This is a genomic window from Nitratidesulfovibrio sp. (assembly GCF_040373385.1).
GTDB lineage: Bacteria > Desulfobacterota > Desulfovibrionia > Desulfovibrionales > Desulfovibrionaceae > Cupidesulfovibrio.
This window is the reverse complement of the sequence record NZ_JBDXXH010000007.1, coordinates 1-24800: the sequence shown is the minus strand read 5'-3', so window position 1 is coordinate 24800 and position 24800 is coordinate 1. Positions and strand designations below refer to the sequence as shown.

The window sequence follows — 24800 nt, the reverse complement described above, 5'->3', positions numbered from 1 at the left end:
GGCCGGTGGTTTTCCACCCCGCCGCCACCTCCGGAAATGTGCCCTGCGACAGCAACACCCGGAGGCCCAACGCAAACGGCCCGCACCCCGAAAAGGGCGCGGGCCGTCGTCATGTTACGGATATGACGTCAGCCGCCAGCGTTACCTGGACGAGCCGTTGGTCAGCTGATCGATCTGCTTCTCCAGGGCCTTGGCCAGCCCGGCCAGCTTCAGCACGGCCCCGGCAGCCTGATTCATGCCTTCGGCCGTTTCCGAGGCGATGCGGCTGATGTCATCCACCGCGCGGTTGATCTCCTCGCTGGTGGCGGACTGCTGCTCGGCGGCGGTGGCGATGGAGCGCACCTGATCGGAGTTTTCTTCCGAAAGGGACACGATGCTCTGCAATGCCTGCCCCGATTCGCGGGCCATGCGGGTGGCCTCGGTCACGGCGGCTGCCGCCGTCTCCATGCCCCTGATGTTGTTGCGCGCCCCGGCCTGGATGGACTGGATGGCCTGGCCCACTTCCTTGGTGGCGTTCATGGTCTTTTCGGCCAGCTTGCGCACCTCGTCGGCCACCACGGCAAAACCGCGCCCGGCGTCACCGGCCCGCGCCGCCTCGATGGCCGCGTTCAGCGCCAGCAGGTTGGTCTGGTCGGCGATGTCGGAAATCACGTCCATGATCCGGCCAATGTCCTCGGCCTGCTTGCCAAGGGTGGTCATTTCGCCTTGCAGGGCCTGGGCCTGCTCGTGCACCTGGCTGATGGCCTGCACCGCGCCGCTGACCACCCGCTCGCCCTCCTGGGCCTTGGACCTGGCCTCGTCGGCACTCTGGGCGGAACTGCCGGAACTGCGCGCCACCTCAAGCACGGTGGCGTTCATTTCTTCCATGGCCGTGGCCGTCTCGCCCGCGCGGGCAGACTGCTGCTCGGCCCCGGCGGAAACCTGTTCCACCTGGGCGGACAGGGCTTCCGCCGCCAGCGACACCTGCTGGGCAATGGTAGAGGCCTCTCCGGCCACCGAGGTCATGCGTTGCAGCAGGTCGTTGACCCTGGCTTCCTGCTCGCGGGCCTCGGCCAGGGCCTTTTCCGCGCGGGAGGCGTGGGCGTCGGCGTCGGCCCGGCGCTGGTCAGCCTCGTGCATCTTCTGCTTCAGGTTGCCCACCATGGTTTCTATGGCGCCCTTCACCTCGCCCAGTTCGGCGGCGTACTCGCCCTCGGCGCGGGCATCCAGCGCCCCACCGGCCACCTGCCCGGCAAACTGGCGAATGCGCAGCAGCGGCCCGATGATGCCCCGGTTCAGGATCACCCAGATCACCGCGAACAGCAGCGCCAGCACCAGCACGGTCCACCCGGCCACGGCAATGCGCGCCTGCATGACCTGCTCGTGCGCCTTTTCCAGCGAACTGATGACCACGAAGGCGCCGTGGGTCTCGCCCGCCCTCCAGCCTTCCTTGGTGCCGCCTACCACGTCCGGGGTTCCGGCCGGGTCGCCGTGGCAGAACAGGCAGTCGCTGGTCAGCTTGATGGGGCGGAAATAGTAGATCTTGTCCGGCGTGCGGATGACCTTTTCCGCCAGGTTGCCGCGCTCCATCTCCTGCATGGCCGAAAGCTCCAGCGGAGTGGGCGTGTTGGCGGGGTTGCGCGGCTGCACCTTGGGCGCACGGAATTCGTAGCCCACCTGCGCGGCGTTCTGGGCGGCCATGCGCATGGCGGTGACCACGGGCACCGCGTCCATGATCTTGTCCTTGGGCAGCTCGTCCAGCGGGCGCATCAGCCCGATTTCGAGCTTGCGGCCCATCTCGTTGCGGGTGGCCTCGGCCATGAGCACCACGGCCCGGCTTTTCTGGAGGATCGCCTCTTCAGCCCCGGTACGAATGTCGTCCACGCGCTGCCAGGCCATGATGGCGGCCACGACGACCGGCCCGGCAAGCGCCACGATGAGAATTTTCCATTTCAGGCTGAGATCGCGAAACATGGCCCCTCCCAGGGATAACGAACAATGCGCGCCGCAGTGTTCACGACGCGCCATACGCGGGCGTAGCGCTATCAGGAATCACTGTCAACAAGCAGAGGCAGGAATTCCCGCGGGCTCCCTGCAAGGGTCTTTCTTCATGGGTGCTTATCGGCAGAACGCCGGGCGGTACTTTAGCCTGACAGTGCGATTTTCCGGTGACGATCCGCATCACTCGCCGGAATGCCGCCCATGCCCGGCAGGAGGGAAAAGAATGGATGAACCCGGGGGCCTGCCCTGAAAAACGCGGGCGCCGCAAATCGCCCGCGCCGTCCCTGTCGGCAGGTTCGCGAAGCTATGCCCCGCGACGCTCCCACAGCTTCATGTCGCGCATCTTCTTGCGACGTTCACGCTGCAACGACTTGCAGACCAAGGGGGTGCCCTTCTTGTAGCCGCACTTCTCGCGGTACGTCTCGGGCGTGAGGCCATGAGTGCCCAGGTGCTTCTTGGTCAGGATCTTGAACGACTTGCCACACTCGCAGCAGGTGATGGACTTTTCCTTGATGGCCTTCTTGGGATCCATCGCAGCGCCCTCGCCGCTTTCGGGCAGCGCACCACCTTCGCTCAGGGTCCGGATGCCCTCCGCAAGGCGCCGAACCATGGTGGTGATCTCTTCTTCGGTCATGGTCCGGACACTGGCCTGCGCCTTCACGATGTCCAGAGCCTCCTTCAGATAACTCTCCGACATTGCCGCTCCTTTGCTGTTTGATGAAGATATGGCGTGCACGAAACTCGTTTCGAACCTACGACAATCCTTCCTTCGGGGTCAACCACAATCGGTTGCGTCCACATGCGGCGCAGCAGGTCGCACATCAAGATACGTCCGCAATGCACACACAATACAGACGATGCAGAGCACTCACTGACGCAGTAGCGGGCACGACATCAGGGCATGTGCAATTGCCTGCACGAACCGCCCGTGGTGAACCATGCGGTCATTGCGCGTGCCGCATGGCGTGCGGCATGGCTGTTGCGGCGGCGCGGCCTGCACGCCGACGCCCACTGTTGTCCGCCACTCCGGCAGCGGCGTCGCCATGGTGCCGTGCGCCCTGTCATCCTGTGGACCTTCGCCGCCAAAGCCCGTACCATGCGGCAAACCCATCGGGAGTCCCGCATGAAGTACATCCTTTTTGAAGACTTTTCCGGCCACCCCGTGCCGTTCATCTTTCCCCACCGGGTGGACCACGCGGACATGCGCGAACAGTTGCCCTACACGCGCGTGCTGTCCGCCGGGTACGTGGACATGGTGGACGGTGCCTTCCGCTGCCACGGCGGCGCGCCGGAGTTGCAGGTTTCGGCGCGGGAAGAGGACGCGGCCATCATCACCGCCAAGTTCGCCCCCCGCCTGCCCGGCGAGGCCCACATCGCATGACCCTCCCGGCGGCGCACGACGCGGCGCCCATGCCTCCGCCCACGGTGATCGTCGCGGGCACCCACAGCGGCTGCGGCAAGACCACGGTCACGCTGGCCCTGATGGCCGCGCTGACCCGGCGCGGCCTGCGCGTGCAGCCCCTGAAGGCCGGGCCGGACTACATCGACCCCGGCCTGCATGCCGCTGTTACCGGCCATCCCGGCTGGAACCTGGACGGCTGGATGTGCGGCCCGCAAGGGGTGCGCCGTTCGTTCGTTCGGGCCATCCGGGCCGGCTGGTGCCGTGCGGCCAGTGAAACCCACGGGACTGGCAGGACAGGCGGGACTGGCAGGACTGGCAGGACAGGCGGGACTGGCAGGACCGCGAAAACCCGGCTGGCAGATGCGCCGAATGGCCCGCCGGACATCGCCGTCGTCGAAGGCGTCATGGGCCTGTACGACGGCGCATCTGCCCAAGGAGGGCAGGGCTCCACGGCGGAAGTGGCCGCCCTGCTGGACGCCCCCGTGCTGCTGGTGGCCGACGTGCGCGGCATGTCGCGCTCGGTGGCGGCGCTGGTGGCGGGCTACACCCGGTTCGACCCGGCCCTGCGCTTTGCCGGGGTGGTCTGCAACCGGGTGGGCGGTCCCGGCCATCGCGAGCTGCTGCGCGGGGCGCTGGCCGCCCACTGCCCGGACGTCCCCCTGCTGGGCCTGCTGACCCGCGACGCGGCCCTTGGCCTGCCCGCGCGCCATCTGGGCCTGGCGCAGGCACACGAGCATGATTGGGCAGAGCTTTCCACCCGGCTGGCCGACTGGTTCGAGGCCGGGCTGGCCGAGGCAGGGCAAAGCCTGGACGGCCTGCTGGCCCGTTGCGCGGCCATGGCGCCCCCGCAGTGCCCGGACACGCCCCCCAACGACGGCGGTGCACCGGAACAACTGGTCACGCCCCCGTTCCCCGCCGCCACGCCCCTGATCGAAAGCCCGGCGCGCCGGGTGCGCATCGGCATCGCCCGCGACGCGGCGTTTTCGTTCCTGTACCCAGAAAACCTGTTCCTGCTGGAGATGGCCGGGGCCGAGCCGGTGTTCTTTTCCCCCCTGGATGACGCGGCGCTGCCGCCCGGCATCGGCGGGCTGCTGCTGCCCGGCGGCTATCCGGAACTGCACGCCGCGCGCCTGGCCGCCAACGCGCCCATGCTGGCCGCCGTGCGCGCCCTGGCCGCGCGGGGGCGCCCGGTGCATGGGGAGTGCGGCGGCTTCATGTACCTGATGCGTTCCATCACCGATGCACACGGCACCCGCCACGCCATGACCGGCTGCCTTCCCGCCGACTGCCGCATGGATGCACGGCTGCGCGCCCTGGGCTACCGCGAGGCGGAAACCCTGCACGCCTCCCCCTTCGGCCCGGCGGGCACGATGCTGCGCGGCCACGAATTCCATTATTCGCACCTGGAGCCCACGGCAGCGGATGGCGCACCCGCCGACCAATCCGCCCGGTCTGCCCTGTCTCGCCAATCCCGCGAATCCTGCCAATCGGGCCAAACCACCCAATCCTGCCAATACGGCCCACCGCCCCCAACGGCACCGACATGGACCCTGCGCGACCGCAACGGTGCCCCCCTGGGGCCGGAAGGACTGCGCGCGGGTTCGGTGTCCGGTTCGTACGTGCACCTGCATTTCGGCTCCAACCCCGATGCGGCACGCGCCTTCGTGGCCGCCTGCGCCGCCCCCGGAGACATCGCATGCCCCTGACCCCCGATCCCCGGCACCCCGAGGGAGCCACTGGCACCCCCAGCGCCCCCGCAAGCAGCGGAACGCGCACGCCCGGCTCCGTCGACGCGGACCCGCGCCTGCAACCCGCCTTCACCCCCGACGCCATCGAGGCCCGCTCCTTCGCCATCATCGACGAGGAAGCAGGCGAGCCGAAGCCCTTCACGGGCCGGGCCTGGGAAGTGGCGCGAAGGCTGGTGCACACCTGCGCCGATTTCGACATCCTGCCCCACCTGCACCTGCCGGACGCGGCCATAAAGGCCGGGGTGGCCGCCCTTGCCCGTGGCTGCGCCATCTATACCGACACGGAAATGGCCCGCGCGGGCATGCCCCTGCGCCGCCTTGATCCGCTGGGCTGCGCCGTGGCCTGCCTGCATGCCTTGCCCGGCACGGCGGAACGCGCGCAGGAACGCGGAACCACCCGCGCCCGCGCGGCCATGGAACTGGCGGGCGACCGGCTGGGCGGGGCCATCGTGGCCGTGGGCAACGCCCCCACCGCGCTGCTGGCCCTGCTGGACCACCTGGCGGCGGGCGGCCCGCCCCCGGCGCTGGTGGTGGCCATGCCGGTGGGCTTCGTCAACGCGGCGGAATCCAAGGCACTGTTTCTGGAGCGTGCCGCCGCGCTGACCCAGTACGGCCCGCACGGACTGCCCTGCCTTGCCCTGCGGGGACGCAAGGGCGGCTCGCCCCTGGCCGCCGCCACCGTCAACGCCCTGGCGGAAATGGCCCTGCGCGACCGGGGGTGATCATCACGGGGCGTGCGGTACCGCGCCGTGGCCGTGCCATACGGTCAAAAGCCCGCCAACCCGTGGGGCATCCGCTCCAGTCGGCCCACGTGGCCCAGTCGGCTCGGTTTGCCCGGTTGCCCTCGATTACCCCAACTGGCCGCAACTGGCCCCAACTGGCCCCAACTGGCCCCAACTGGCCGCAATGCAGCGCGTCCGGACCATGCCGCTCCGGTTCTGCCCGGGCGACCACGTCTCACGTTCTTGCACAACAGGCACACCCTTTGCTATCGTGTACGACAGGCATTCCGTTCCCTCGCCGGAACGGTGCCACACCGCACCGGCCCAGCCGGTCCAACAAGGAACCTGCATGACCCACGATCCACGCCTTGAGGGCGACGCGCACTCGGCTGCCGACACCGACGAAACCCCTTCGTCCGCGCCTGCCGCTTCCGACGTGCCCGCCCCCGCCGTCGCCGACGTCCCCGCTTCCTCCGACGCCTCTGGCAACACCGCCGCCGAAATCCCCGGCACGCCCGACACACCCGGCACCCCGGCCCCCGTGGCCGCTTCCGACGCCCCTGCCGAAGGCACCCCCGCCGAAATTTCCGTTCCCGAGCCCGCAGATTCCGCAGACCCCGCCGCACTCGCCGCCCTTGCGGATGACGAAGACCCGGCCCTGCGCCTTGCCGCCGAGATCACCCGCATCGACGAGCCCGAAGACGCGCTGCCCCCGGTGGCCCTTTCCGATCTGCCTCCCATGATGCAGGAGGCCGCCGCCCGCGCCGGGTGGACCAACCTGATGCCGGTGCAGACCCGCGCCCTGCCGTACATCTTCGCCAAGCGCGACCTGATGGTGCAGTCGCGCACGGGCAGCGGCAAGACCGGCGCCTTCCTGCTGCCGCTTCTCGAACGCCTGTCCCCCGACGAACCCGCCGTGCAGGCCCTGATCCTGGTGCCCACGCGTGAACTGGCCTTGCAGGTGGAATACGAGGCCCGCATGCTCTTCGAGGGCACCGGCCTGAACGTGGCCGCCGTGTACGGCGGCGTGGGCTACGGCAAGCAGATGGACGCCCTGCGTGAAGGCGCCCACCTGGTGGTGGGCACCCCCGGCCGCGTGCTGGACCACCTGCTGCGCCGCACCATGAACCTGGACCGCATCCGCGCGCTGGTGTTCGACGAAGCAGACCGCATGCTGTCCATCGGCTTCTACCCGGACATGAAGGAAATCCAGCGCTACATGCCCAAGCGCCGCATTTCCGCGTACCTGTTCTCGGCCACCTACCCGCCCCACGTGCTGAACCTGGCGGGCGAATTCCTGAGCGAACCGCGCATGCTCAGCCTGAGCCACCAGCAGGTGCACGTGGCCCAGACGCAGCACCTGTATTGCGAAACCAAGCCCATGGACAAAGACCGGGCACTGGTGCGCATCATCGAGTCGGAAAACCCCACGGCAGCCATCATCTTCTGCAACACCAAGGCCAACGTGCACTACGTGACGGCGGTGTTGCAGGGCTTCGGCTACAATGCCGACGAGCTTTCGGCCGACCTGACCCAGGCCAAGCGCGAGCAGGTGCTGGGCAACCTGCGCAAGGGCGGGGTGCGCTTTCTGGTGGCCACCGACGTGGCCGCGCGCGGCATCGACATTCCCGACCTTTCGCACGTCATCCTGTACGAACCGCCGGAAGACCGCGAATCGTACATCCACCGCGCCGGGCGCACTGGCCGCGCGGGCTCTGCGGGCACGGTCATCTCGCTTGTGGACATCATCCAGAAGCTCGAGTTGCAGCGCATCGCCAAGCACTACAAGATCGACATCCAGCACCGGCCCACCCCCGACGACGAGTCGGTGGCGCGCATTGCCGGCGACCGGCTGACCGCCCTGCTGGAGGCGCGCCTGCGCGCCCGCACCGGGCTGGAGCGCGAGCGGCAGTTGCGCTATGCGCCGCTGGCCCGCGCCCTGGCCGGGGACGACGAGCAGCTTGCGCTGCTGGCCATGCTGCTGGACCAGTACTATCAGGAAAGCCTGCATGCGGCCCCGCCCATGCCCGCCACGGCTCCGGCGCCTCGGCAGGACCGCCGCCGCGACGAACGCCGCGACGAGCGGCGGGACGAACGCCGTGACGAACGCCGTGACGAACGCCGAGATGAGCGTCGTGATGAGCGGCGGGATGAACGCCGGGACGCCCGGAGCGAAGAACGTGCCGGACGCGACGGACGTGACGGACGCGACGGGCACCGCCGCGACCGTGACCGCCGTGACGAACGGCGTGACGAGCGGCGTGACGAACGCACCCCCGCCATGCCCGGAAACGCCGTGGCCGGAACCCCCGTGGCCGAAGCGGACGCCCCCCCCCGCGCCGAGAATCCGGAACAACGCGCGGAACCGCGCGAAGACGGACAGCCCCCCCGTGAAGGCCGACGCAGATCACGCCGTGGCCGTGGACGCAAGCGCCGCCGCGACGCCGAGGCCCGCTCCGCCCAGGAAGACGGACAGGCCACCGACGCGCCCCTGGACATGATCGACACCCCGTACGACGCACAGTACGATGCCACGGACGATGCCACGGACGACGGCATGAACGACGGCATGGATGGTGCCGACGGCGCGTGGGACGACGGCATGACTGCCGCGCCCGAAGCGCCCAATGCGCCCGCCACGCCCAAGCCGCGCAGGGAAACCCGCCCCGCCAAGGCCGCTGCGCCCGCCAAACCTCAGGAACCTGCCGCCAGCGAGGCGAAGGCCGCGCCGGCCGACAAGCCCGCCAAGGCCAGGGCCACGCGTCCGGCGCGGGGCAAGGCAGCCAAGGCTGCCGCCGAAGTGACCGATGCCGGGGCTCCTGACGCCGCATCCGTCGACGCTTCCGTCGACGCGGTCTCCGACGGGACCGATGAAGCCAAGCCCGCGCGCGGTGCACGCCGCGGCCGGGGCAAGGCCGAAGCCGCCACCCCCGAAAAGGGCAAGGCCGCTCCCGCTGGCAAGGCCCGGGCCAAGGCCCCCGAGAAAGACGACGACGATGACGACGACATGCCCTTGCTGCTGGAAGACTACCTGAGCGAAGATGACGACCGCCTGGACGACGCACGCGGCTCCTCGCTGACGGTTGGCAGCGTGTTCGGCCAGCGGCTGCCCACCGGGGCCAAGGCCCAGCCCGCCCAGCCCTCCCAGTCCTCCCGAATTGGGGGCAAGGCCGCCGCGAAGCCCAAGGCAGCCCCCAAGGCAGCCTCGGCACCGATACAGCCCGTGCTGAAAGAGGCCCTGGAAGCTGACGACGAGTTCGACGATGCATTCGACGACCAGCCCGGCGGACACGACCCCAATGACGCCGCCACCGGCAACGCGGCCACGCCCGCCAAGCGCCGCCGGCGCCGCCGCCGCAAAAAGCCTGCGGGTGCGGCCACCGAAGGTACGGGCGACACGAACGGAGCGGATGCCGGTGCGGCACGCCACGCGGAGGCCGACGCCGAATGAGCGCCGGTCCGCTGCCGGGCATGAGCACATCGCCCGCCTATACCGTCGACGAGGTTCTGGGCAACTTCGCCGCCCTGCTCGATTCCTTCGACTTCACGCCGGAAATCGACGCCATGGGTATCGGACGCATGCAGTTCCTGCGGCGCAAACGCGCGCTGCAGGACCTGCGGGCCCTGTTCATCGCCCTGTGGCGGCTGGCCTTGCGCAGATCGTTCCCGAACGACCACGAGGTGATCTTCGAAACGTTCCTGGAACGCTTCCAGCAGGCCCCCGCGCGCAATGCCGACCGCAGGGAAGCCGCCGCGCTGACCGAAAAGGTGCGCGGCTACGTGGGCATGCTGGAACACAAGGGCGACGCCGACTTCTCCGAGGCGGCCCACCACCTGGTGTCGCTGCTCTCGCTGGGCGACGCCGAGGCCAAGGCCCTGCGCCTGCGCCTAGCCCTGCACATCCGTTCCACGTACAAGCTCATTTTCGACAAGCTGATCTAGAGGCCGCATTCAAATTGTCTTTTTGCCCGTTGGCGTCGTCAAACATCGCCTGCCATTTCGGTCGAATACAACAAGAGTATACTCCCTCATGGCAGGCTCGTTTTCCTCGCCAACGAACAAAAATCCTAATTTGAAAACGGCCTCTCAAGACACACAAAACCAAATGGGAGGAACCTCACGGTTCCTCCCATTTCCATCTCCACTACTCACTCCCCTCGCCTCTCCATGAAGGCGCAAGGAGGGCTTTTGTTCTCTGCCTAGGAAGAAGTCCTTTTTTAAGCAGGGAGCGCACTCTTCCGTGCGTGACCGGAATAAAAAAGGCTTCTGACGACGGCAGAGGGCAAAAGGCCCCTTGCGCCGCCTAGAATTCCCAGCCAGCAGAAAGGCCAACAAGATGCGCATCCCCGTCATGGAAGCGCACGTCGTAGACGGTGCCGTCATCGCTGCGGACCTCGCCGTCGCGGCCCTTGATCCACAGGTAGGTGTACGAAACGTCCACCCGCCACGGCCCGTCGTGCAGGCCCACGCCCAGGCTGTACAGTTGGCGATCGTTGGCGGGCACCAGGAAGTCGAGATGGTCGGGGTTCACGGGTTCGCAGTCATAGACGTAGCCCGCGCGCAGGTCCACCATGTCGGTCAGGCGGTATTCCACGCCAAGGCCCAGCCGCCACACGTCGCGCCATTCGGTGGTCTTCACGCTTTCGGTCACGCCGGGGGCCAGCGGATCGCCGTAGCTGATGCGCAATTCGTCGTAACTGCTCCAGAAGGTGCGGGTCACGTCCATGGCCACGCTCCAGCGGTCGTCCGGCTCCCACGCCACGCCCACGCGCACTTCGCCGGGCAGGGTCACGGAGCCTTCGGCATCGGTGTCCCGGAACCAGGAAGCCGGAACCGACGCACCGTTCTTGTCGAAGGTGGCCCGGCCTTCCAGGTTCTGCTTGATGGGCGTGCGAAAGCTGGCGCCCAGGGCCACGCTGTCGGTGGCCTTCCACCAGGCGCCACCGTTCAGGCCGAAGCCCGTGGAATCGCCCTTGACCCGCCCGTCGATGTCGGTGGCGCCCACGGGGGTCGCCTGCTTCTGGTCATACTCGAACCACATGGCCTCGACGCCGAAGCCGAACGCGAAATCGCCGTTGCGCACGCCCAGCACCGGGTTCACCGACATGGACTGGATGTTCACCGACTGCAGTTCTGCGCGCCCCGCCCAGTTGGAGGGGAATTCCGTCCCCAGGCCGAAGCGCGAGAAGGTGCCCACGCCCAGGAACAGGTTGTCGTTGATCTGGGTGGTGGCGTAGGCGTGCGGAATGGTCCACATGTTGGATTCGGTATCCGTGGAGCTTCCGTTGACGTCTGCGGTTACCTGCGGCGCCACCACGGTGACCCCGGCCAGGGTTTGCGTGCCCTCCAGTTGGGTGACCAGGGCGGGGTTGAAGGCGATGGACGAGGGGTCGGCCCGGCGGGCCGTCATGGCACCGCCCAGCGCGTTGCCCCGCGCACTGAATTCATACATGGCGAAGCCTGCGGCTTCGGCAAAAGGGGACCATGCCGCGACGCAGAGCAGCGCGGCCAGAAGAACACGGAACACAGTGCCTCCGATATGCATGCGGCCGGAAATGGCCGTGCGACGCCCCGGCGCGCACGCCGCCCGAAACCGGGCAACGTTCCCTCGCGCGCCAATGGCGGGCGGCTGTTAGCCGCCCTTGTCCACATCGTGCAGTGCCGAGCGGAAACATGTAGAAACATTTGTCTCTTATGGCAAGGAGGAAGGCATTGGCGGACGCGACGTTGCAGCGGGGCGGGGCGAAAGGACGCGGGGTAGCTCCCGGCATGCGGAAATCCGATTCGCAGCAGGGTGGCGCCACAACGCACAACGCCGCGCGAGAAGGCGCGGCGTGACCGGCGGGTAACAAGGCAGAATGACGCGGAAATGGCGGACCCGGAAGGAAAGGGGCGGAGATGGCGGCGCTTGGGGCCTAGGTGGTCACGTGGCGCTGATCCAGGGGCAGCCGCAGGGTGAACACCGTGCCCCGGCCCGGCTCGGAATCCACGGTAAAGGTACCGCCGTGGTTGGTGGTGATGATGAAGTACGACACCGAAAGTCCCAGCCCCGTGCCCTCGCCCACGCTCTTGGTGGTGAAGAACGGCTCGAACACCCTGCGCCGCACGTCCTCTTCCATGCCGGGGCCGTTGTCGGCCACGTCGATGCGCAACGCGCTGCCCTCGTGCCGCAGGCTTACCGAGATGCGCGGCGGGTCGGACCTCTCGCCGCGCAGGTGCATGGCCTGGGCGGCGTTCTTGAACAGGTTCAGCAGCACCTGTTCGATTTCGGTGGGCATGCACGGCAGGTCGGGCAGGTCGGCAGCGAAGTCGCGCACGATGTCGATATGCCGGAAGTCGTACTTCTTCTTCAGGTCGTAGTCGTTGGCCGCCAGTTCCAGGGTGCGGTCCACCAGATACGGCAGCGACACCCGCTGCCAGCGCGATTCGCTGCGGCGGCTGAATTCCAGCATGTTGGAAACGATGTTGGCCGCACGGTTGCCCGATTCGCGGATGCCCTCCAGAAAACGCAGGATGCCCCGGCGGTCCAGGTAACTCCGGATGGAATCCATGGAGCATCCCGCCTCGTGGGCGGCCACCACGTTGGGGGCGAAGTCCGGTTCAAGCCTGCGCTGGATGTTCTGCGCCCCCTGCAGGATGCCGCCGAGGGGGTTGTTGATCTCGTGCGCCATGCCCGCCGCAAGACCGCCCACCGACAGCATCTTTTCGGTCTGCACCATCATCTCCTCGATGCGGATGCGGCCGGTGATGTCGTCCAGGCGGACCACGGCGCCAAAGCTGCCCCGCGAAACCACGGGGTAGATGACGATGTCGAAATAGCGGGTAACGCCGGGACCGGACACGGGGGTCTTGTCCAGCGCAATGGTGCCGCCCTCGGCGATGGAGCGGCGGATTTCGTCCAGCAGAAAGCCGAAGTCGGGCAGGGCTTCGCCCACGGGGCGCCCAAGCACCGCGTCGCGCGGCTGGCCGGTAACGCGTTCCGCCGTGCGGTTCCACAGGGTGATGCTGCCGGACTGGTCCACCCCCACAATGATCGAGGGCATGGCGTTCAGGATGTTGTCGAGGTTGTTCTTGGCCTCGCGCAGTTCCTGCTCCACTTCCTTGCGGGCGGTGATGTCGGTATGGGCACCGGCCATGCGCACGGGCACCCCTTTGGCGTCCCACAGGGCCGCGCCGCGCCCCAGGATCCAGCGGTAGCTGTCATCCTTGTGGCGCATGCGGTATTCCACCTGGAACTCGGGCACGCGCCGGGCAAGGTAGTCGTCGTGGGCATGCAGCACGGTGTCCAGGTCGTCGGGATGCACCCGTTCCTTCCACTCGTCCAGCCGGTTGGGAAGCTCGTGGTCTTCGTAGCCGACGATGGATTTCCAGCGCGGCGAAAAATACACGGAGTTGGCGATGAGGTCCCAGTCCCAGATGCCGTCGCTGGTGCCGCCCACCACAAGGGCGTAGCGTTCCTCGCTGGCGCGCAGGGCCAGTTCGGTCTGGCGGCGGCTTTGGATCTCGTCCTGCAACTTGGTGTTGATGGCGTGCAGTTCGTTCTCGCGCTGCTCCACCTGGCTGCACATGCGCGAAAAGTTTTCCGCGATCTGGGCCAGTTCGGCATGGGCGATGGAGCGCATGTCGTAGGCAAAGTCGCCCCGGGCTATCTGGTCCATGCCTGATCGCAACGCCTCCAGCGGGCGGCGCAGGAACACGCGCAGCAGCACCCCGGTGGAAGCCAGCAGCACCACCAGCACGCTGCCCATGATCAGGGCGCTGGCCTTCAGCAGCCGCTCCAGGCTGCGCCGGTAGTCTTGCAGGGTGACCACCATGGACACGCGGCCGATGGTCTCGGACTCGAAGCGCACGGCCCGTTCACGGAACACGGTGGCGTCGGGGTCGGCCCCCTTGCGCACCCGGAACAGGGTGTTGCCCTGGGCGTCCTCGATGTGGATTTCGTTGATCAGTTCGTACTGCGCGAACACCGAACCGATCTGGTCCATGGTGCGCGCATCGAAGTTCCACATGGGAATGGACAGGATATCGGCCAGGCGGGTGATGTATTCGTCGGCCTTGCGGTCCACCTCGTGCAGCATGTCGCGCGAAATCTGCACGTAGACGAACGAGAACAGCGCCGCCACCACCACCAGCACCATCACCACGAGGCTCACGGTGAGGTCGCGCGACAGCGAGCGCCCCTTGATGATGTCCGGGACGGAGAGTCCTTTGCTGGCGGTGGTGTTGCTCATGCGCGCGTCAAGTCCCCGTCGCCTGTCGTCGGAGGGGCGCGGCCAGCGCGTGCCGCCCCGTGCGGAAAGGAGCGCGGGACGGACGGCGACGCATCGGCCATCCGGTTTCCGACAGCCTACACGATGCGCCATGCGATGGAAAGAGTGCCGGGGCAACGGTGCGACGGAAATGCCAATCCGTGGGCGGGTCGGCAGGCCGTTCCCGGCAGTCTGGCAGGCAGATGCGGGCAAAAATGTCCGCGCGGACAGGCGCGGCTGGCAGCCCGTGCGCCACGGCCTTGCCATCCGTCATCTCCTGCCTGGCCCTGCCTCGCCTGTCTGGCCCCCGTCTGGCCTGTCTGGCCTGTCTGGCCCCCGTCTGGCCTGTCTGGCCTGTCTGGCCCCGTCCGCCTTGACTCGCCGGGGGTTCTGGGCAAAGTTGTGGCGGCCCCGCATCCGGCATGGCCCCGGCCAACCGGTACGGCCCGCACCGCTTTCCCACTGCTCCCATCTCCCGCATCGGAGGACGACATATGGGTTTCTTCAGCGCCATCAAGAAATTGTGGACTCCCCGCGACGAGGATGCGCCCACGGCACCGCCAGCGGCCCCACGGGACGCCGCAGCAACGACGCCGGAACCGGCAGCCCCCGACGCGCCGGGCACACAGGACGCCCCCTGGCGGGCGGACCTTGCCCGCGCCCTGCGCCAGTCCGAGCCGCGCCTTTCGGTGTGGCTGGGCCACGTGCTGGCCGGAGTGGAAGAGGCGGACGACACGCTGTGGGAACGGCTGCGCTTCCTGTTTGCCGCGCTGGAAACCCCGGACACCGAGGCGGAAGCCTTCATCGCCGACTTCCGGCGCTGGCTTGCCGCCATGGACTACCGGTATGTCGCCGACTTCCGCTCCGAACTGCAATACCGCTTGGCCCTTGCCCTTGACCTGGAGGACGAGGAAGACGAACGCAACCGCCTGTTCCTGAAACTGACCGAGGGCCTGGCCCGCACGCGCGAGCAGATCACCGGCCGCATCGACGCCCTGCTGGCCTCGCATGGCCGCATCGACGCGACCTTCTGGGAAGAGCTGGAAGAAATCCTGATCATGGCGGACGTGGGCTTCGAACCCGCCACGCAGTTGGTGGGCCGCCTGAAGGAACGCGCCCGCAAGGCGGGCACCGACGACCCCGCCGCCTTCCGCGACCTGCTGCGCGAGGAATTGCAGGACATCTTTCGCGCGCCGCGCCGCATCGCCGCCGTGACCCCGCCCGAGGTGGTGCTGATGATCGGCGTCAACGGCGTGGGCAAGACCACCACCATCGCCAAGCTGGCCCACCGCGCCCGCATGCAGGGCAAGAAGGTGCTCATCGCCGCGGCGGACACCTTCCGCGCGGCGGCCATCGAACAACTGGAAGTGTGGGCCAAACGCGTGGGGGCCGACTTTCACGCCAAGTCCGCCGGGTCGGACCCGGCCGCCGTGGCCTTCGAGGCCATGGACGTGGCGCTCGCGGGCGGCTACGACATCGTGTTCGTGGACACGGCGGGCCGCCTGCACACCAAGGTCAACCTGATGGAAGAGCTGCACAAGATCCGCCGGATTCTGGAGCGCAAGCACCCCGGCGCGCCGCACCGCTCCATCCTGGTCATCGACGCCACCACCGGCCAGAACGCCCTGTCGCAGACCAGGCTGTTCAACGAGGCCTGCGGGGTGGACGAAATAGTGCTGACCAAACTGGACGGCACTGCCAAGGGCGGCATCGTGGTGGCGGTGGCCATGCAGTTCGGCATTCCCATCACCTTCGTGGGGCTTGGCGAAAAGATGGAAGACCTGCGCCCCTTTGACGGCGGCGACTTTGCCCTGGCCCTGCTGGGCGTGGGCCGCGAGGTAGGTCGACCGGACACCGAATAGGCCGGACGCACCGCACATGGCATTTCCGGGCGGAATGGGCGCAGCCCCCTGTACACGGGGCGCGTACATTCCGCCCTTTCGTTTTCCCGCCTGCCGCATCCGTGGGGGCGCCCGGCATGCGTTTCCGCAGCCTGCCCGCCCTGCCCCCGGTGACGGCGGGGCGGAAACCGGCTATGCCAACAGTACGAGGCAAGGTTTTTCCGCCCGCCGCCCGCGCGTGCCGCGCCACTTCCCCAGTGCCCCCGTCAGGAGGACACCCGCATGACCACCGCCCTGCTCCCCCCCCAGTCCGCTCCATCAGCCTCGCTGCTGCGCCGCATGGTGTCCAGCCTGCGCGACCCGGTCAGCGGCCTTACCCACTGCATCGGCGCACTGCTGTCCGTGCTGGGCACGGTGCTGCTGGTGGTGCGCGCCGCCTCGCCCCTGCTGCCGTGGCACGTGGTGACCTTTTCCGTCTTCGGGGTGTCCATGGTGCTGCTGTACACGGCCAGCACCCTGTACCACTGGCTGCCGCTGCAGGAACGGGGCACGCGCCTGCTGCGCCGCGTGGACCATTCCATGATCTTCGTCTACATCGCGGCCACGTACACGCCCATCTGCCTCATCCCGCTGCGCGGGCCGTGGGGCTGGTCGCTGTTCGGCTGCGTGTGGGCGGTGGCCGTGGCGGGCATCTTCACCAAGGTGTTCTGGCTGCACGCCCCGCGCTGGGTATCCACGGGCATCTACCTGGGCATGGGCTGGATGGCCCTTGCGGGCATCTACCCGCTGGTCATGAACCTGCAGGCCGGAGCCCTGGCCTGGCTGGTGGCGGGCGGCGCGTTCTATTCGGTGGGCGCGGTGATCTACGCCCTGAAGCGCCCCAACCGCTTCCGGCACTTCGGCTTCCACGAGATATTCCATCTGTTCGTGATGGCGGGCAGCTTCTGCCACTTCGTGGTCATGTATTCCTACGTCAGCCAGCTATAGGGGCGGCGTCCGCGCTCCACGCAGCGCACACCGCGTCACGAAGCGCCACCAGCGCCGGTTCCTCGGCCCGGGCGGCGGACACGGCGAACACCAGCGTCACATGCGCCACCGGCTGCTCGCGCAGTGCCAGTCGGCCTTCCGCCACGGCGGCGCGCGCCTCGGCCTCGACCATCACCGTCAGCCCGGCGCCTCCGGCGGCAAGCGCGCACAGGGCGTCCTCCTGCTCCGCCACGGCGGCCACGGTGGGTTCCACGCCCACTTCGGCAAACAAGCGCTCCATCACCGGGCAGAACGGACACTCGCACGGCACCCACAGCCAGGGCAGCGCCGCCAGTTCGGCCAGGGTGCCCGTTTGCAGCACGTCCGCCCATTCCAGCGGACCAATGACGTGCAACCCCACCCGCGCCAGGGGCGTCACGACCACTCCTTCCGGCCCTGTCACGCCGTCAGCCGCCCCACCGGGCGAGGTCTGATCCGCCAGGTACAGGAAGCCCGCGTCCAGCGCGCCTGACCGCAGGTCGGCCACCACTTCCCAGCTCATGGCGCGCGACAGGCGCAGACGCACGCGGGGCGCGGCCGCGCGCAGTCGGGCATGCGCCGCATCCACCCGCAAAAGGTTCGAGGCCGCGTGCAGGGCAAGGGTCACCTGCCCCTCCGGCTCGCCGCGCAGTGCCAGCGCACGCGACCGCAACTCCTCGGCCCCGGCCAGCACCGTGCCTGCCCGCTCACGCAGGTCGCGCCCGGCGTCGGTCAGTTCCATGCCGCGCGGGGTGCGCCGGAACAGGGTCACCCCCAGTTCGTCCTCCAGCGCGCGGATATGCGCGCTGATGGCGGGCGGGCTGGCGTGCAGCCGTTCCGCCGCGCGGGTCAGGTTTCCGGTGTCCGCCACCTCGGCAAAGGTGCGCAACTGATAGAGTTCCATGTTTCTCCCCGTGCCGGACGGTCAATGGACTGCATACGACGCAACGCCGGACTGGCCGCACATGCCGACAGGGCCGCCTGCCTTCAATTTTTCCGAACCGGCCACCGGAACATGCGAATGGCCGGGCGGGCGGTGCGGGCATACATTCCGGCTTCCGACGGCAACATGCAACATGCAGGAGGACGCAAATGGGATGCAAGGGCTATTTCGATGCCGTGGCGGGCGACTGGGATACCCTGCGCGCCGGATTCTTTTCCGAGGCCGTGCGCGAGGCGGCCTGCGCGCGGGCACCACTGGCCCCCGGCCAGACGGTGGCGGACGTGGGCGCGGGCACCGGCTTCGTCACCGAGGCGCTGGTGGCGCAAGGCGTGGCCGTCATGGCGCTGGACGCCAACGCGGCCATGCTGGACGTACTGCGGGCCAAGCCCTTCGCGGCGGGCGGCCCCGGTCTGCCCCCGGTGGACTGCCGGGTCTGCGAGGGCAACGCCCTGCCCCTGCCCGACGGCGCTGTGGACCACGCCTTCGCCAACATGTACCTGCACCATGTCGACGCCCCCGGCGCGGCCCTGCGCGAGATGACGCGCATCGTCCGGCCCGGCGGCAGGGTGGTGCTGACCGACCTTGACCGGCACGACAACGCCTTTCTGCTGCAGGAACACCACGACCGCTGGCCCGGCTTCCGGCGCGGGGACGTGGCCCGCTGGCTGCGCGAGGCGGGCCTGCGCGACGTGCGGGTGGAGGACGCAGGCGGCACCTGCTGCGCCACATCCGCCTGCGGTTGCGGCAGCGCCAGCATCTCCATCTTCGTAGCCTGGGGCACCCGGTGCCCCCGACCGGCTGGCGGGTCGTGACCGGCATGCCTGCGTGACCGCCTGGCCGCCGGAACGGCACGGGGCGGAAGAACCCGCGCTCTTCCGCCCCGGAAAAAGGCACCGCCGGGCGCACCCGGCCAGCGCGGCTACACCGTGAAGTCGATGGCCTTGCGGCTAGCCACGATCTTCTTGATGAAGTCCACGCACTGCATGTGTTCGGGGTGTTCGGCGTAGGCCTTCAGCCCTTCGGCGTCGTCGTGGGTGGACACCAGGATGATCTGCACCGGCTCGGTGGTGGTGCCGAGGAAGGTGGTGCTCACCTCCAGCCCCTTCAGGCTGGGAATCTTGCCCATGAGCGGATCGAGCATGGCCTTCATCTTGGCGGCGTTTTCGGCGGCGGAGGCGCCTTCGGCCTCGTCCTTCAGGGTCCACCAGACGATGTGCTTGAGCATGGGAAACCTCGTGCGGCGTTGGGGTTTGGATGGTTCCTCCGGTATGCGTCACGATGGGCTGCGTGGTCAACCGGTGCGCGCATGCGCGCCCGCTGGGGCACGTGCCGCACCCCACGAAAGCGCGCTCTTTCACGGCACCGCGCTTCTCCTTCGTCGCCGCCTCTTCATCCACGTCCGGCCCCATGCCGTCAGCACCCCGCCACGGTCTGCCCGCGTATCCGCCCCGCTTCACGTACGTCTGACCACTGCAACGCCCCGCCTCGCACCTTCCCTGCGTGACGTTACGGCGACACCCCGCACTCCGCGCCTGCCGCCGCATCGCATGGGATTGCGGCGAATCCGGCTTTGCCGTACATCCGTGAAGTCCCACACGAAGGAGCTTGCATGGAGTTGCAGACGCTTACCCTCAGGCGGGTGCTGGAACGCAGCGCCGAACTGTACGCCGACCAGCCCGCGCTGTCGCAGATAGGCGGCACGCCCATAACCTTCCGCGAACTGCTCGAGCACGCCACCACGGTATCTGCCCTGCTGGCGGAACAGGGCGTGACGCGCGGAGACCGGGTGGCCATCCTTTCGGAAAGCATGCCCAACTGGGGTATCGCCTATTTCGCCATTACCGCCATGGGCGCCATCGCCGTGCCCATCCTTCCGGAATTTCACGCGGATGCCGTGCACCACATCATCCGCCATTCGGAAGCCAAGGTGGTGTTCGTCTCCGAACGGCTGTTCACCAAGCTGGAGGACGGCCAGTTCGACACCCCGCCGGAACTCATCCAGATAGAGAATTTCCACCCCGTGCAGCAGGGGGCCACGCGCGACAAGCTGCGCGAACTGAAGGAACGCGGCCTGCGCGAATTCCGACGCCTGCGCGACAAGGCCATGCGCTTCACCCACGTTGCCGCCGAAGAGCCGGGCGAGGACGACGTGGCGGCCATCATCTACACCTCCGGCACCACCGGCCATTCCAAAGGCGTGGTGCTGACCCACCGCAACATCGTGTGGGACGCCGACGCGGTGAAAAGCATCGTGCGCATCGTCCCCGGCGACCGCATGCTGTCCATCCTGCCCCTGTCGCACACCTACGAATGTACGCTGGGGCTGGTGCTGCCGGTGCTGAACGGCGCGCACGTGCACTACATGGACAAGCCGCCCACGGCGCGCGCCCTGCTGCCCGCACTGGCCCAGGTGCGGCCCACGGCCATGCTGTCGGTGCCGCTGGTCATCGAAAAGATCTTCAAGTCCGCCGTGCTGCCAAAGTTCACCGATACCTGGCTGAAGCGGCGGCTGTATGCGCTGCCCTTCGTGCGGCGCAAGCTGCATGCCATGGCGGGCAAGAAACTGTTGCAGACCTTTGGCGGGGCGCTGCGCATCTTCTGCATCGGCGGCGCGGCCATCGCGCCCGACGTGGAACGCTTTCTGCGCGAGGCGGGCTTTCCGTACGCCATCGGCTACGGCCTGACCGAAACCTCGCCCCTTGTGGCGGGCTGCGGGCCGTCCGACACCCGGCTGACCGCCACCGGCTGGCCCCTGACCGGGGTGGAGGTGCGCATCGACGCGCCCGACCCGGCCACCGGCGAAGGCGAAATACTGGTGCGCGGCCCCAACGTGATGCGCGAATACGCCAAGGCGCCGGAAATCACCGCCTCCGTCTTTACCGAGGACGGCTGGTTCCGCACCGGCGACCTCGGCAAGTTCGACCGCGACGGCTACCTGTACATCAAGGGCAGGCTGAAGAACGTCATCGTGGGGCCCAGCGGAGAGAACATCTACCCCGAAGAGGTGGAAGCGGTTATCCAGCAGTCGCCGTACGTGATGGAATCGCTGGTGTTCCAGTTGGACGGCAGGCTGGCGGCCCGCATCCACCTGGACTACGCGCGGCTGGACGAGGAATTCGGCGGCCTGCCCGCCGCCAAGGCGCACGAAAAGGTGGCCGCCCTGCTGGAGGAACTGCGCAACGACGTGAACACCAAGGTGTCCACCTTCGCGCGGCTGCACAAGGTCATCGAGCAGACCGAACCCTTCGAGAAGACGCCCACCCACAAGATCAAGCGCTACCTGTACGTCGAGCAATAGGCGGACGGCGAGGGGCGATACGGGAAGCGGGACAGGACCCACCATCCCGCACCGGGGCGGCGGTCAAATTTCTTGGCCCCCTTGCGGGACCGTGGAAGATCGGTTCAACTTCCTGCACGCGGAGCAGGGCTGTGACTCACCCCGAGCCGCGCGAACAACATATGTAATATCAGCGTGTTGCGCACACAAATCGCAGGGTGGCACAGGTTGGCACGCCGCATGCAGTAACCCAGATATCCTTCCTTTCTTTGCATGACGCAGAAATCGGCTTGCGGGTGGTCCGCAAGCCGTTCTGCGTTTTGGGCCTGCGCACTTCCGCCAGTGTCCGCTTTTCAAGCCGGGCGCTCTGGGATATCCGTCAGGCTGACGGACACACTCTGCCCGCGCACCACGCGGCTCACCCGGCCACACCATGGGATTCCTCAACGGCGGAAAGCCCCGCGCATCCGCCTCTCCCGCAGTTGCCCCACAGACAGGGGGCGCACCGCACCCGGCCCAGCCCCCGGCTCAGCCTGGCCTGGACTCTGTCCCGGATCACGCCGCACGCCCCGGCGCAGCCAGCGTGCCCCCCTCTGCCGCATGGGCAGACGCGGAACTGTCCCGGCGCTTTGCCCAGGTGGACCTGGCCCATCCGCTGCTGGCCAAACTTGCGGACTGGGCGCGCGTGCTCCTGCTGCGCGATGGGCAGCCGGACTCTCCCCGCGTGACCGTGCAGCACCCCGGCACCGCAGACGGCAGCCGACCCGCCACGGTCCGGACCACCGCCCCCCATCCCACCGCACCACGGGCAGACACGCCCTCGCTGGCCGCGCTGCTGGCCCGCCGCCCGGCCCTGACCACCCCGCCGGAAGTGGTGCAGCGCCTGAGCGCGCTGGTGACCTCGGATGACGCCACCCCCGACGACGTGGCGCAGGTCATCCAGCATGACACCTACCTGACCGCCGCCGTGCTGCGCATCGTCAACAGCCCGCTGCACGCCCCGCTGGTGCCCGTGGAAACGGTGCAACGCGCAGTGATGATGCTGGGCATGCGCCAGATTCTCAGCCTGGTCACCGCCGCATCACTGATGCGCCTGATGACCCCGCGCGACGTTGTGGCCCGGCGCACCTTCTGGCGACACGCCGCCTGTGTGGCCACCGCCGCCCGCGCGCTGGCCGTGGCCTGCGGCGGAGCCGAGCCGGGCCGGACCTTTGTTGCGGGCATGCTGCACGACATCGGCCACCTGCTGCTGATGGGCAACCTGCCGGACCTGGCGGCCCAGATATCCCGCCGCGCCACGGAAGGCGCCATGCCCATCCAGGCAGCAGAACGCGAGTTGCTGGGCTACGACCATTGCGACATAGGCCGTCGGCTGCTGGATGCCTGGCGGCTGGGCGATGCCGTGGCCGAAGCAGCGGGCACCCACCATGAAGCCGATGCCCGCGCCTGGAGCGACCTGGGTGTATACGTGCACCTTGGCGACTGCATTGCCGTGGCTCTGGGCTACCACATGCCGGGTGACGAACTGCTGCACAAGCCCGCGCGCGGCGCGCTGGACCGCCTGAAGCTGTCCCCCGCCGACTTCTCTTCGCTGGTTGGGCACATCCTCGCCGACACCGAGGCCATGGAACAGGCCCTTTTTGGCGACGTGACGGCCTGATCGAGGCGTGCGCCCTAACCCAAGATGTTCGCCCGGCTCCGGGACGATCCCCTGACCGGGGCCAGCATCCCTGCGCTGCCATAGCCCCAACGCGGCTCAGGCACGCAACGCCCCTGACCCTCCCATATTTCCACCCCGGCAACGCAACGGCGGCGCGAACGGTCACCCCGTCCACGCCGCCGATCATTTCATGCATGCTCCGCCCGGGTACGGCAAAGCCACACCCGGACGGGTACAATCCCTTCTACCTGCGCGCCGCCACGCCCTCCGAGCGCGCGTGAATGGCCGCCTGCAACCGCGCCTGCGGCCCCACCAGCACCGCCCCGACCAGCAGGCCCGCCAGCAGCCCCCAGAACGACGAGCCCACGCCCAGCAGGCTCACCCCGGACACGGTGACCAGAAACGTGATGATGGCGCTTTCCCGGTGCACCGGGTCTTCCGTGGCCTGGGTCAGCCCGCCAAGAAAGGCCCCCAGCAGGGCCAGGCCCGACACCACTGCCACAAGCGCCTGCGGCAGGGCCGTGAACAGGCCCACCAACGTGGCGCCGAAGGTGCCCACCAGCACGTAGAAGCCACCGCAGAAGATGCCCGCCCAGTAGCGCCGCGCCGGATCCGCGTGGGCTTCCGGCCCGGTGCAGATGGCGGCGGTGATGGCCGCAAGGTTTACCCCGTGCGAGCCGAACGGCGCCAGCAGGGTGGATGCCACGCCCGTCCACGTCACCAGCGGGCTGCCGGGGGTGTCATAGCCGGATGCGCGCATGACCCCAAGGCCCGTGGCGTTCTGCCCGGCCATGGCCACCACGAACAGTGGCACGCCAAGGCCCAGCAACGCCCCCATGGTGAAATGGGGCATGGTCAGCACCGGCACAGCGGGCGCGGCGCTTACCGCGCCGAACGAAAGCTGGCCGGTCAGCCCCGCTACCAGCAGCCCCGCCAGCAGCGGCAGCAGCACGGCATAGCGCGGGGCCAGACGCCGAGCCGCCAGCCACACCAGCAGCATGGGGGCCACCAACAGCGGGGCGGCCTGCGTGCGCGTGAACACGTCCACGCAGAACCGGAACAGGATGCCCGCCAGCATGGCCGACACCACGGCCTTGGGAATGCGGTCCATGAACGCGGCAAACAGCCCGGTGACCCCGAACACGGTGATGGCCACGCCCACGGCGATGAACGCCCCGATGGCCTCAGGATAGCTGTAGGCAGTCCATCCGGCGGCCAGCAACGCCGCACCGGGGGTGGACCACGCGGTGATCACCGGCACGCGGTAACGCAGGCTGAGGCCGATGCCGGTCACGCCGCTGGCCACGGAAATGGCCCAGATCCAGCTGGACAACTGGGCCTGGGTCAGGTGCGCGGCATCGGCGGCCTGAAACATCAGCGCGGCAGGTCCGGCATAGGAGACGATGACCGCCACAAGGCCCGCCACAAGGGCAGAGAGGGACGATTCTGACAGGATGCGCTTCAGCATGCGGACCTCCCCCGGAAAGGGCCGGAAAGGGGGCGAATGGCGGCAGGAACCAGGCGAAGCAGCGCGGCCGAATGGGTGCACGCGGAAAGGCGGGTGCTGGCGGGATGGCTGGCGCGCACGGCAAGACAGGCGCAGGACCTGCCCGCGCCGCGAACGCCTGCGGCATTACCGCCGTCGAATCGGGAATGGATTGCGTGAAATACCATGAACAAGCACATGGGCGGCCTCCGGACAGGCTTTCCCGGCGGTGCGGGAAAGGTCGTTGTCGGCATCGTGTCCGATGCGGCCCAGGCGAGCGGCGCTGACGTATGCCGCGCTCCCTCGTGGTGTTGCTCCACTTTCTCGCCAGTCGCGCGGCATCATGTAGGTAATGTGCGGTGCTAGCACCGTCGCCGTTGCAGCGTCAAGACGCGCCTTGCCCTACCGCACGGCCAAGACATCCGCCGCAACACCACGATCGAAGAGGGGTACGGCCAGAACAGCGCACTGCCCTCCCCCCCCCCCC

The 24800-nt window shown here is 68.3% G+C and carries 17 protein-coding genes and 1 riboswitch; of the genes, 10 read left to right on the top strand and 7 right to left on the bottom strand.

What is annotated here, in order from left to right; translation table 11 throughout:
• Positions 1–141 precede the first annotated feature (141 nt).
• Together ABWO17_RS12400 and ABWO17_RS12395 are read right to left on the bottom strand one after the other, a co-directional pair.
• Positions 142–1953, bottom strand: a complete 1812-nt coding sequence (locus tag ABWO17_RS12400) for a methyl-accepting chemotaxis protein (RefSeq protein WP_353118981.1) — start codon at positions 1951–1953, stop codon at positions 142–144.
• Between the two features lie 331 nt (positions 1954–2284).
• Positions 2285–2677, bottom strand: a complete 393-nt coding sequence (locus ABWO17_RS12395) for a Ros/MucR family transcriptional regulator (protein ID WP_353118979.1) — start codon at positions 2675–2677, stop codon at positions 2285–2287.
• 426 nt (positions 2678–3103) lie between these two features.
• Between ABWO17_RS12395 and ABWO17_RS12390 the strand changes: the two genes are divergently transcribed.
• From ABWO17_RS12390 to ABWO17_RS12370, 5 genes are all read left to right on the top strand, one after another.
• On the top strand, positions 3104–3361 hold the full coding sequence (locus tag ABWO17_RS12390; protein WP_353118977.1) for a hypothetical protein: 258 nt from the start codon (positions 3104–3106) through the stop codon (positions 3359–3361).
• A 29-nt stretch (positions 3362–3390) separates the two neighbouring features.
• Positions 3391–5088 carry a cobyrinic acid a,c-diamide synthase CobB gene (locus ABWO17_RS12385; protein ID WP_353118976.1) on the top strand — a complete coding sequence of 566 codons (1698 nt, stop codon included), beginning with the start codon at positions 3391–3393 and terminating at the stop codon, positions 5086–5088.
• Positions 5079–5852 (top strand): precorrin-8X methylmutase, encoded by a 774-nt coding sequence (locus tag ABWO17_RS12380; RefSeq protein ID WP_353118974.1) that lies wholly within the window; start codon positions 5079–5081, stop codon positions 5850–5852. The genes ABWO17_RS12385 and ABWO17_RS12380 overlap by 10 nt, the downstream gene beginning before the upstream one ends.
• Positions 5853–6201: 349 nt before the next feature.
• The gene (locus ABWO17_RS12375; protein WP_353118972.1) at positions 6202–9303 is read left to right on the top strand and encodes a DEAD/DEAH box helicase; all 3102 of its coding nucleotides are present in this window, start codon (positions 6202–6204) and stop codon (positions 9301–9303) included.
• Positions 9300–9794 (top strand): hypothetical protein, encoded by a 495-nt coding sequence (locus ABWO17_RS12370; protein WP_353118970.1) that lies wholly within the window; start codon positions 9300–9302, stop codon positions 9792–9794. Before ABWO17_RS12375 ends, ABWO17_RS12370 begins: the two co-directional genes overlap by 4 nt.
• Positions 9795–10155: 361 nt before the next feature.
• Here the strand turns inward: ABWO17_RS12370 and ABWO17_RS12365 are convergent, their stop codons facing one another.
• Together ABWO17_RS12365 and ABWO17_RS12360 are read right to left on the bottom strand one after the other, a co-directional pair.
• The gene (locus ABWO17_RS12365) at positions 10156–11397 is read right to left on the bottom strand and encodes an OmpP1/FadL family transporter (protein WP_353118968.1); all 1242 of its coding nucleotides are present in this window, start codon (positions 11395–11397) and stop codon (positions 10156–10158) included.
• Positions 11398–11767: 370 nt separating this feature from the next.
• Positions 11768–14083: an ATP-binding protein gene (locus ABWO17_RS12360; RefSeq protein ID WP_353118966.1), complete on the bottom strand. Its 2316-nt coding sequence runs from the start codon at positions 14081–14083 to the stop codon at positions 11768–11770.
• A 512-nt stretch (positions 14084–14595) separates the two neighbouring features.
• Here ABWO17_RS12360 and ftsY point away from each other — a divergent pair.
• Both ftsY and trhA read left to right on the top strand, forming a co-directional pair.
• Positions 14596–15963 carry a signal recognition particle-docking protein FtsY gene (gene ftsY, locus ABWO17_RS12355; protein ID WP_353118964.1) on the top strand — a complete coding sequence of 456 codons (1368 nt, stop codon included), beginning with the start codon at positions 14596–14598 and terminating at the stop codon, positions 15961–15963.
• A 318-nt stretch (positions 15964–16281) separates the two neighbouring features.
• The gene (gene trhA / locus ABWO17_RS12350; protein ID WP_353119255.1) at positions 16282–16929 is read left to right on the top strand and encodes a PAQR family membrane homeostasis protein TrhA; all 648 of its coding nucleotides are present in this window, start codon (positions 16282–16284) and stop codon (positions 16927–16929) included.
• Here trhA and ABWO17_RS12345 read toward each other — a convergent pair.
• The gene (locus ABWO17_RS12345) at positions 16916–17851 is read right to left on the bottom strand and encodes a LysR family transcriptional regulator (RefSeq protein WP_353118962.1); all 936 of its coding nucleotides are present in this window, start codon (positions 17849–17851) and stop codon (positions 16916–16918) included. The two genes, trhA and ABWO17_RS12345, sit on opposite strands and share 14 nt — an antisense overlap.
• A 188-nt stretch (positions 17852–18039) precedes the next feature.
• On the opposite strand from ABWO17_RS12345, the gene ABWO17_RS12340 reads away from it, so the two are divergent.
• On the top strand, positions 18040–18702 hold the full coding sequence (locus tag ABWO17_RS12340; RefSeq protein ID WP_353118960.1) for a class I SAM-dependent methyltransferase: 663 nt from the start codon (positions 18040–18042) through the stop codon (positions 18700–18702).
• Positions 18703–18809: 107 nt separating this feature from the next.
• On the opposite strand, the gene ABWO17_RS12335 is transcribed toward ABWO17_RS12340, so the two are convergent.
• The gene (locus ABWO17_RS12335) at positions 18810–19115 is read right to left on the bottom strand and encodes a Dabb family protein (RefSeq protein ID WP_353118958.1); all 306 of its coding nucleotides are present in this window, start codon (positions 19113–19115) and stop codon (positions 18810–18812) included.
• A gap of 384 nt (positions 19116–19499) precedes the next feature.
• On the opposite strand from ABWO17_RS12335, the gene ABWO17_RS12330 reads away from it, so the two are divergent.
• Together ABWO17_RS12330 and ABWO17_RS12325 are read left to right on the top strand one after the other, a co-directional pair.
• The gene (locus ABWO17_RS12330; RefSeq protein ID WP_353118956.1) at positions 19500–21188 is read left to right on the top strand and encodes a long-chain fatty acid--CoA ligase; all 1689 of its coding nucleotides are present in this window, start codon (positions 19500–19502) and stop codon (positions 21186–21188) included.
• 562 nt (positions 21189–21750) lie between these two features.
• Positions 21751–22827: an HDOD domain-containing protein gene (locus ABWO17_RS12325; RefSeq protein ID WP_353118954.1), complete on the top strand. Its 1077-nt coding sequence runs from the start codon at positions 21751–21753 to the stop codon at positions 22825–22827.
• Positions 22828–23071: 244 nt separating this feature from the next.
• Here ABWO17_RS12325 and ABWO17_RS12320 read toward each other — a convergent pair whose 3' ends face one another.
• Positions 23072–24295, bottom strand: a complete 1224-nt coding sequence (locus ABWO17_RS12320; protein WP_353118952.1) for a benzoate/H(+) symporter BenE family transporter — start codon at positions 24293–24295, stop codon at positions 23072–23074.
• 278 nt (positions 24296–24573) lie between these two features.
• Positions 24574–24658, bottom strand: a riboswitch (ZMP/ZTP riboswitch).
• Between the last annotated feature and the right edge of the window lie 142 nt (positions 24659–24800).

Bases quoted from the DNA above. Each gene is read 5' to 3' on its own strand.
- ABWO17_RS12400 (WP_353118981.1), bottom strand. From the start codon at position 1,953: ATGTTTCGCGATCTCAGCCTGAAATGGAAAATTCTCATCGTGGCGCTT.
- ABWO17_RS12395 (WP_353118979.1), bottom strand. From the start codon at position 2,677: ATGTCGGAGAGTTATCTGAAGGAGGCTCTGGACATCGTGAAGGCGCAG.
- ABWO17_RS12390 (WP_353118977.1), top strand. From the start codon at position 3,104: ATGAAGTACATCCTTTTTGAAGACTTTTCCGGCCACCCCGTGCCGTTC.
- ABWO17_RS12385 (WP_353118976.1), top strand. From the start codon at position 3,391: ATGCCTCCGCCCACGGTGATCGTCGCGGGCACCCACAGCGGCTGCGGC.
- ABWO17_RS12380 (WP_353118974.1), top strand. From the start codon at position 5,079: ATGCCCCTGACCCCCGATCCCCGGCACCCCGAGGGAGCCACTGGCACC.
- ABWO17_RS12375 (WP_353118972.1), top strand. From the start codon at position 6,202: ATGACCCACGATCCACGCCTTGAGGGCGACGCGCACTCGGCTGCCGAC.
- ABWO17_RS12370 (WP_353118970.1), top strand. From the start codon at position 9,300: ATGAGCGCCGGTCCGCTGCCGGGCATGAGCACATCGCCCGCCTATACC.
- ABWO17_RS12365 (WP_353118968.1), bottom strand. From the start codon at position 11,397: ATGCATATCGGAGGCACTGTGTTCCGTGTTCTTCTGGCCGCGCTGCTC.
- ABWO17_RS12360 (WP_353118966.1), bottom strand. From the start codon at position 14,083: ATGAGCAACACCACCGCCAGCAAAGGACTCTCCGTCCCGGACATCATC.
- ftsY (WP_353118964.1), top strand. From the start codon at position 14,596: ATGGGTTTCTTCAGCGCCATCAAGAAATTGTGGACTCCCCGCGACGAG.
- trhA (WP_353119255.1), top strand. From the start codon at position 16,282: ATGGTGTCCAGCCTGCGCGACCCGGTCAGCGGCCTTACCCACTGCATC.
- ABWO17_RS12345 (WP_353118962.1), bottom strand. From the start codon at position 17,851: ATGGAACTCTATCAGTTGCGCACCTTTGCCGAGGTGGCGGACACCGGA.
- ABWO17_RS12340 (WP_353118960.1), top strand. From the start codon at position 18,040: ATGGGATGCAAGGGCTATTTCGATGCCGTGGCGGGCGACTGGGATACC.
- ABWO17_RS12335 (WP_353118958.1), bottom strand. From the start codon at position 19,115: ATGCTCAAGCACATCGTCTGGTGGACCCTGAAGGACGAGGCCGAAGGC.
- ABWO17_RS12330 (WP_353118956.1), top strand. From the start codon at position 19,500: ATGGAGTTGCAGACGCTTACCCTCAGGCGGGTGCTGGAACGCAGCGCC.
- ABWO17_RS12320 (WP_353118952.1), bottom strand. From the start codon at position 24,295: ATGCTGAAGCGCATCCTGTCAGAATCGTCCCTCTCTGCCCTTGTGGCG.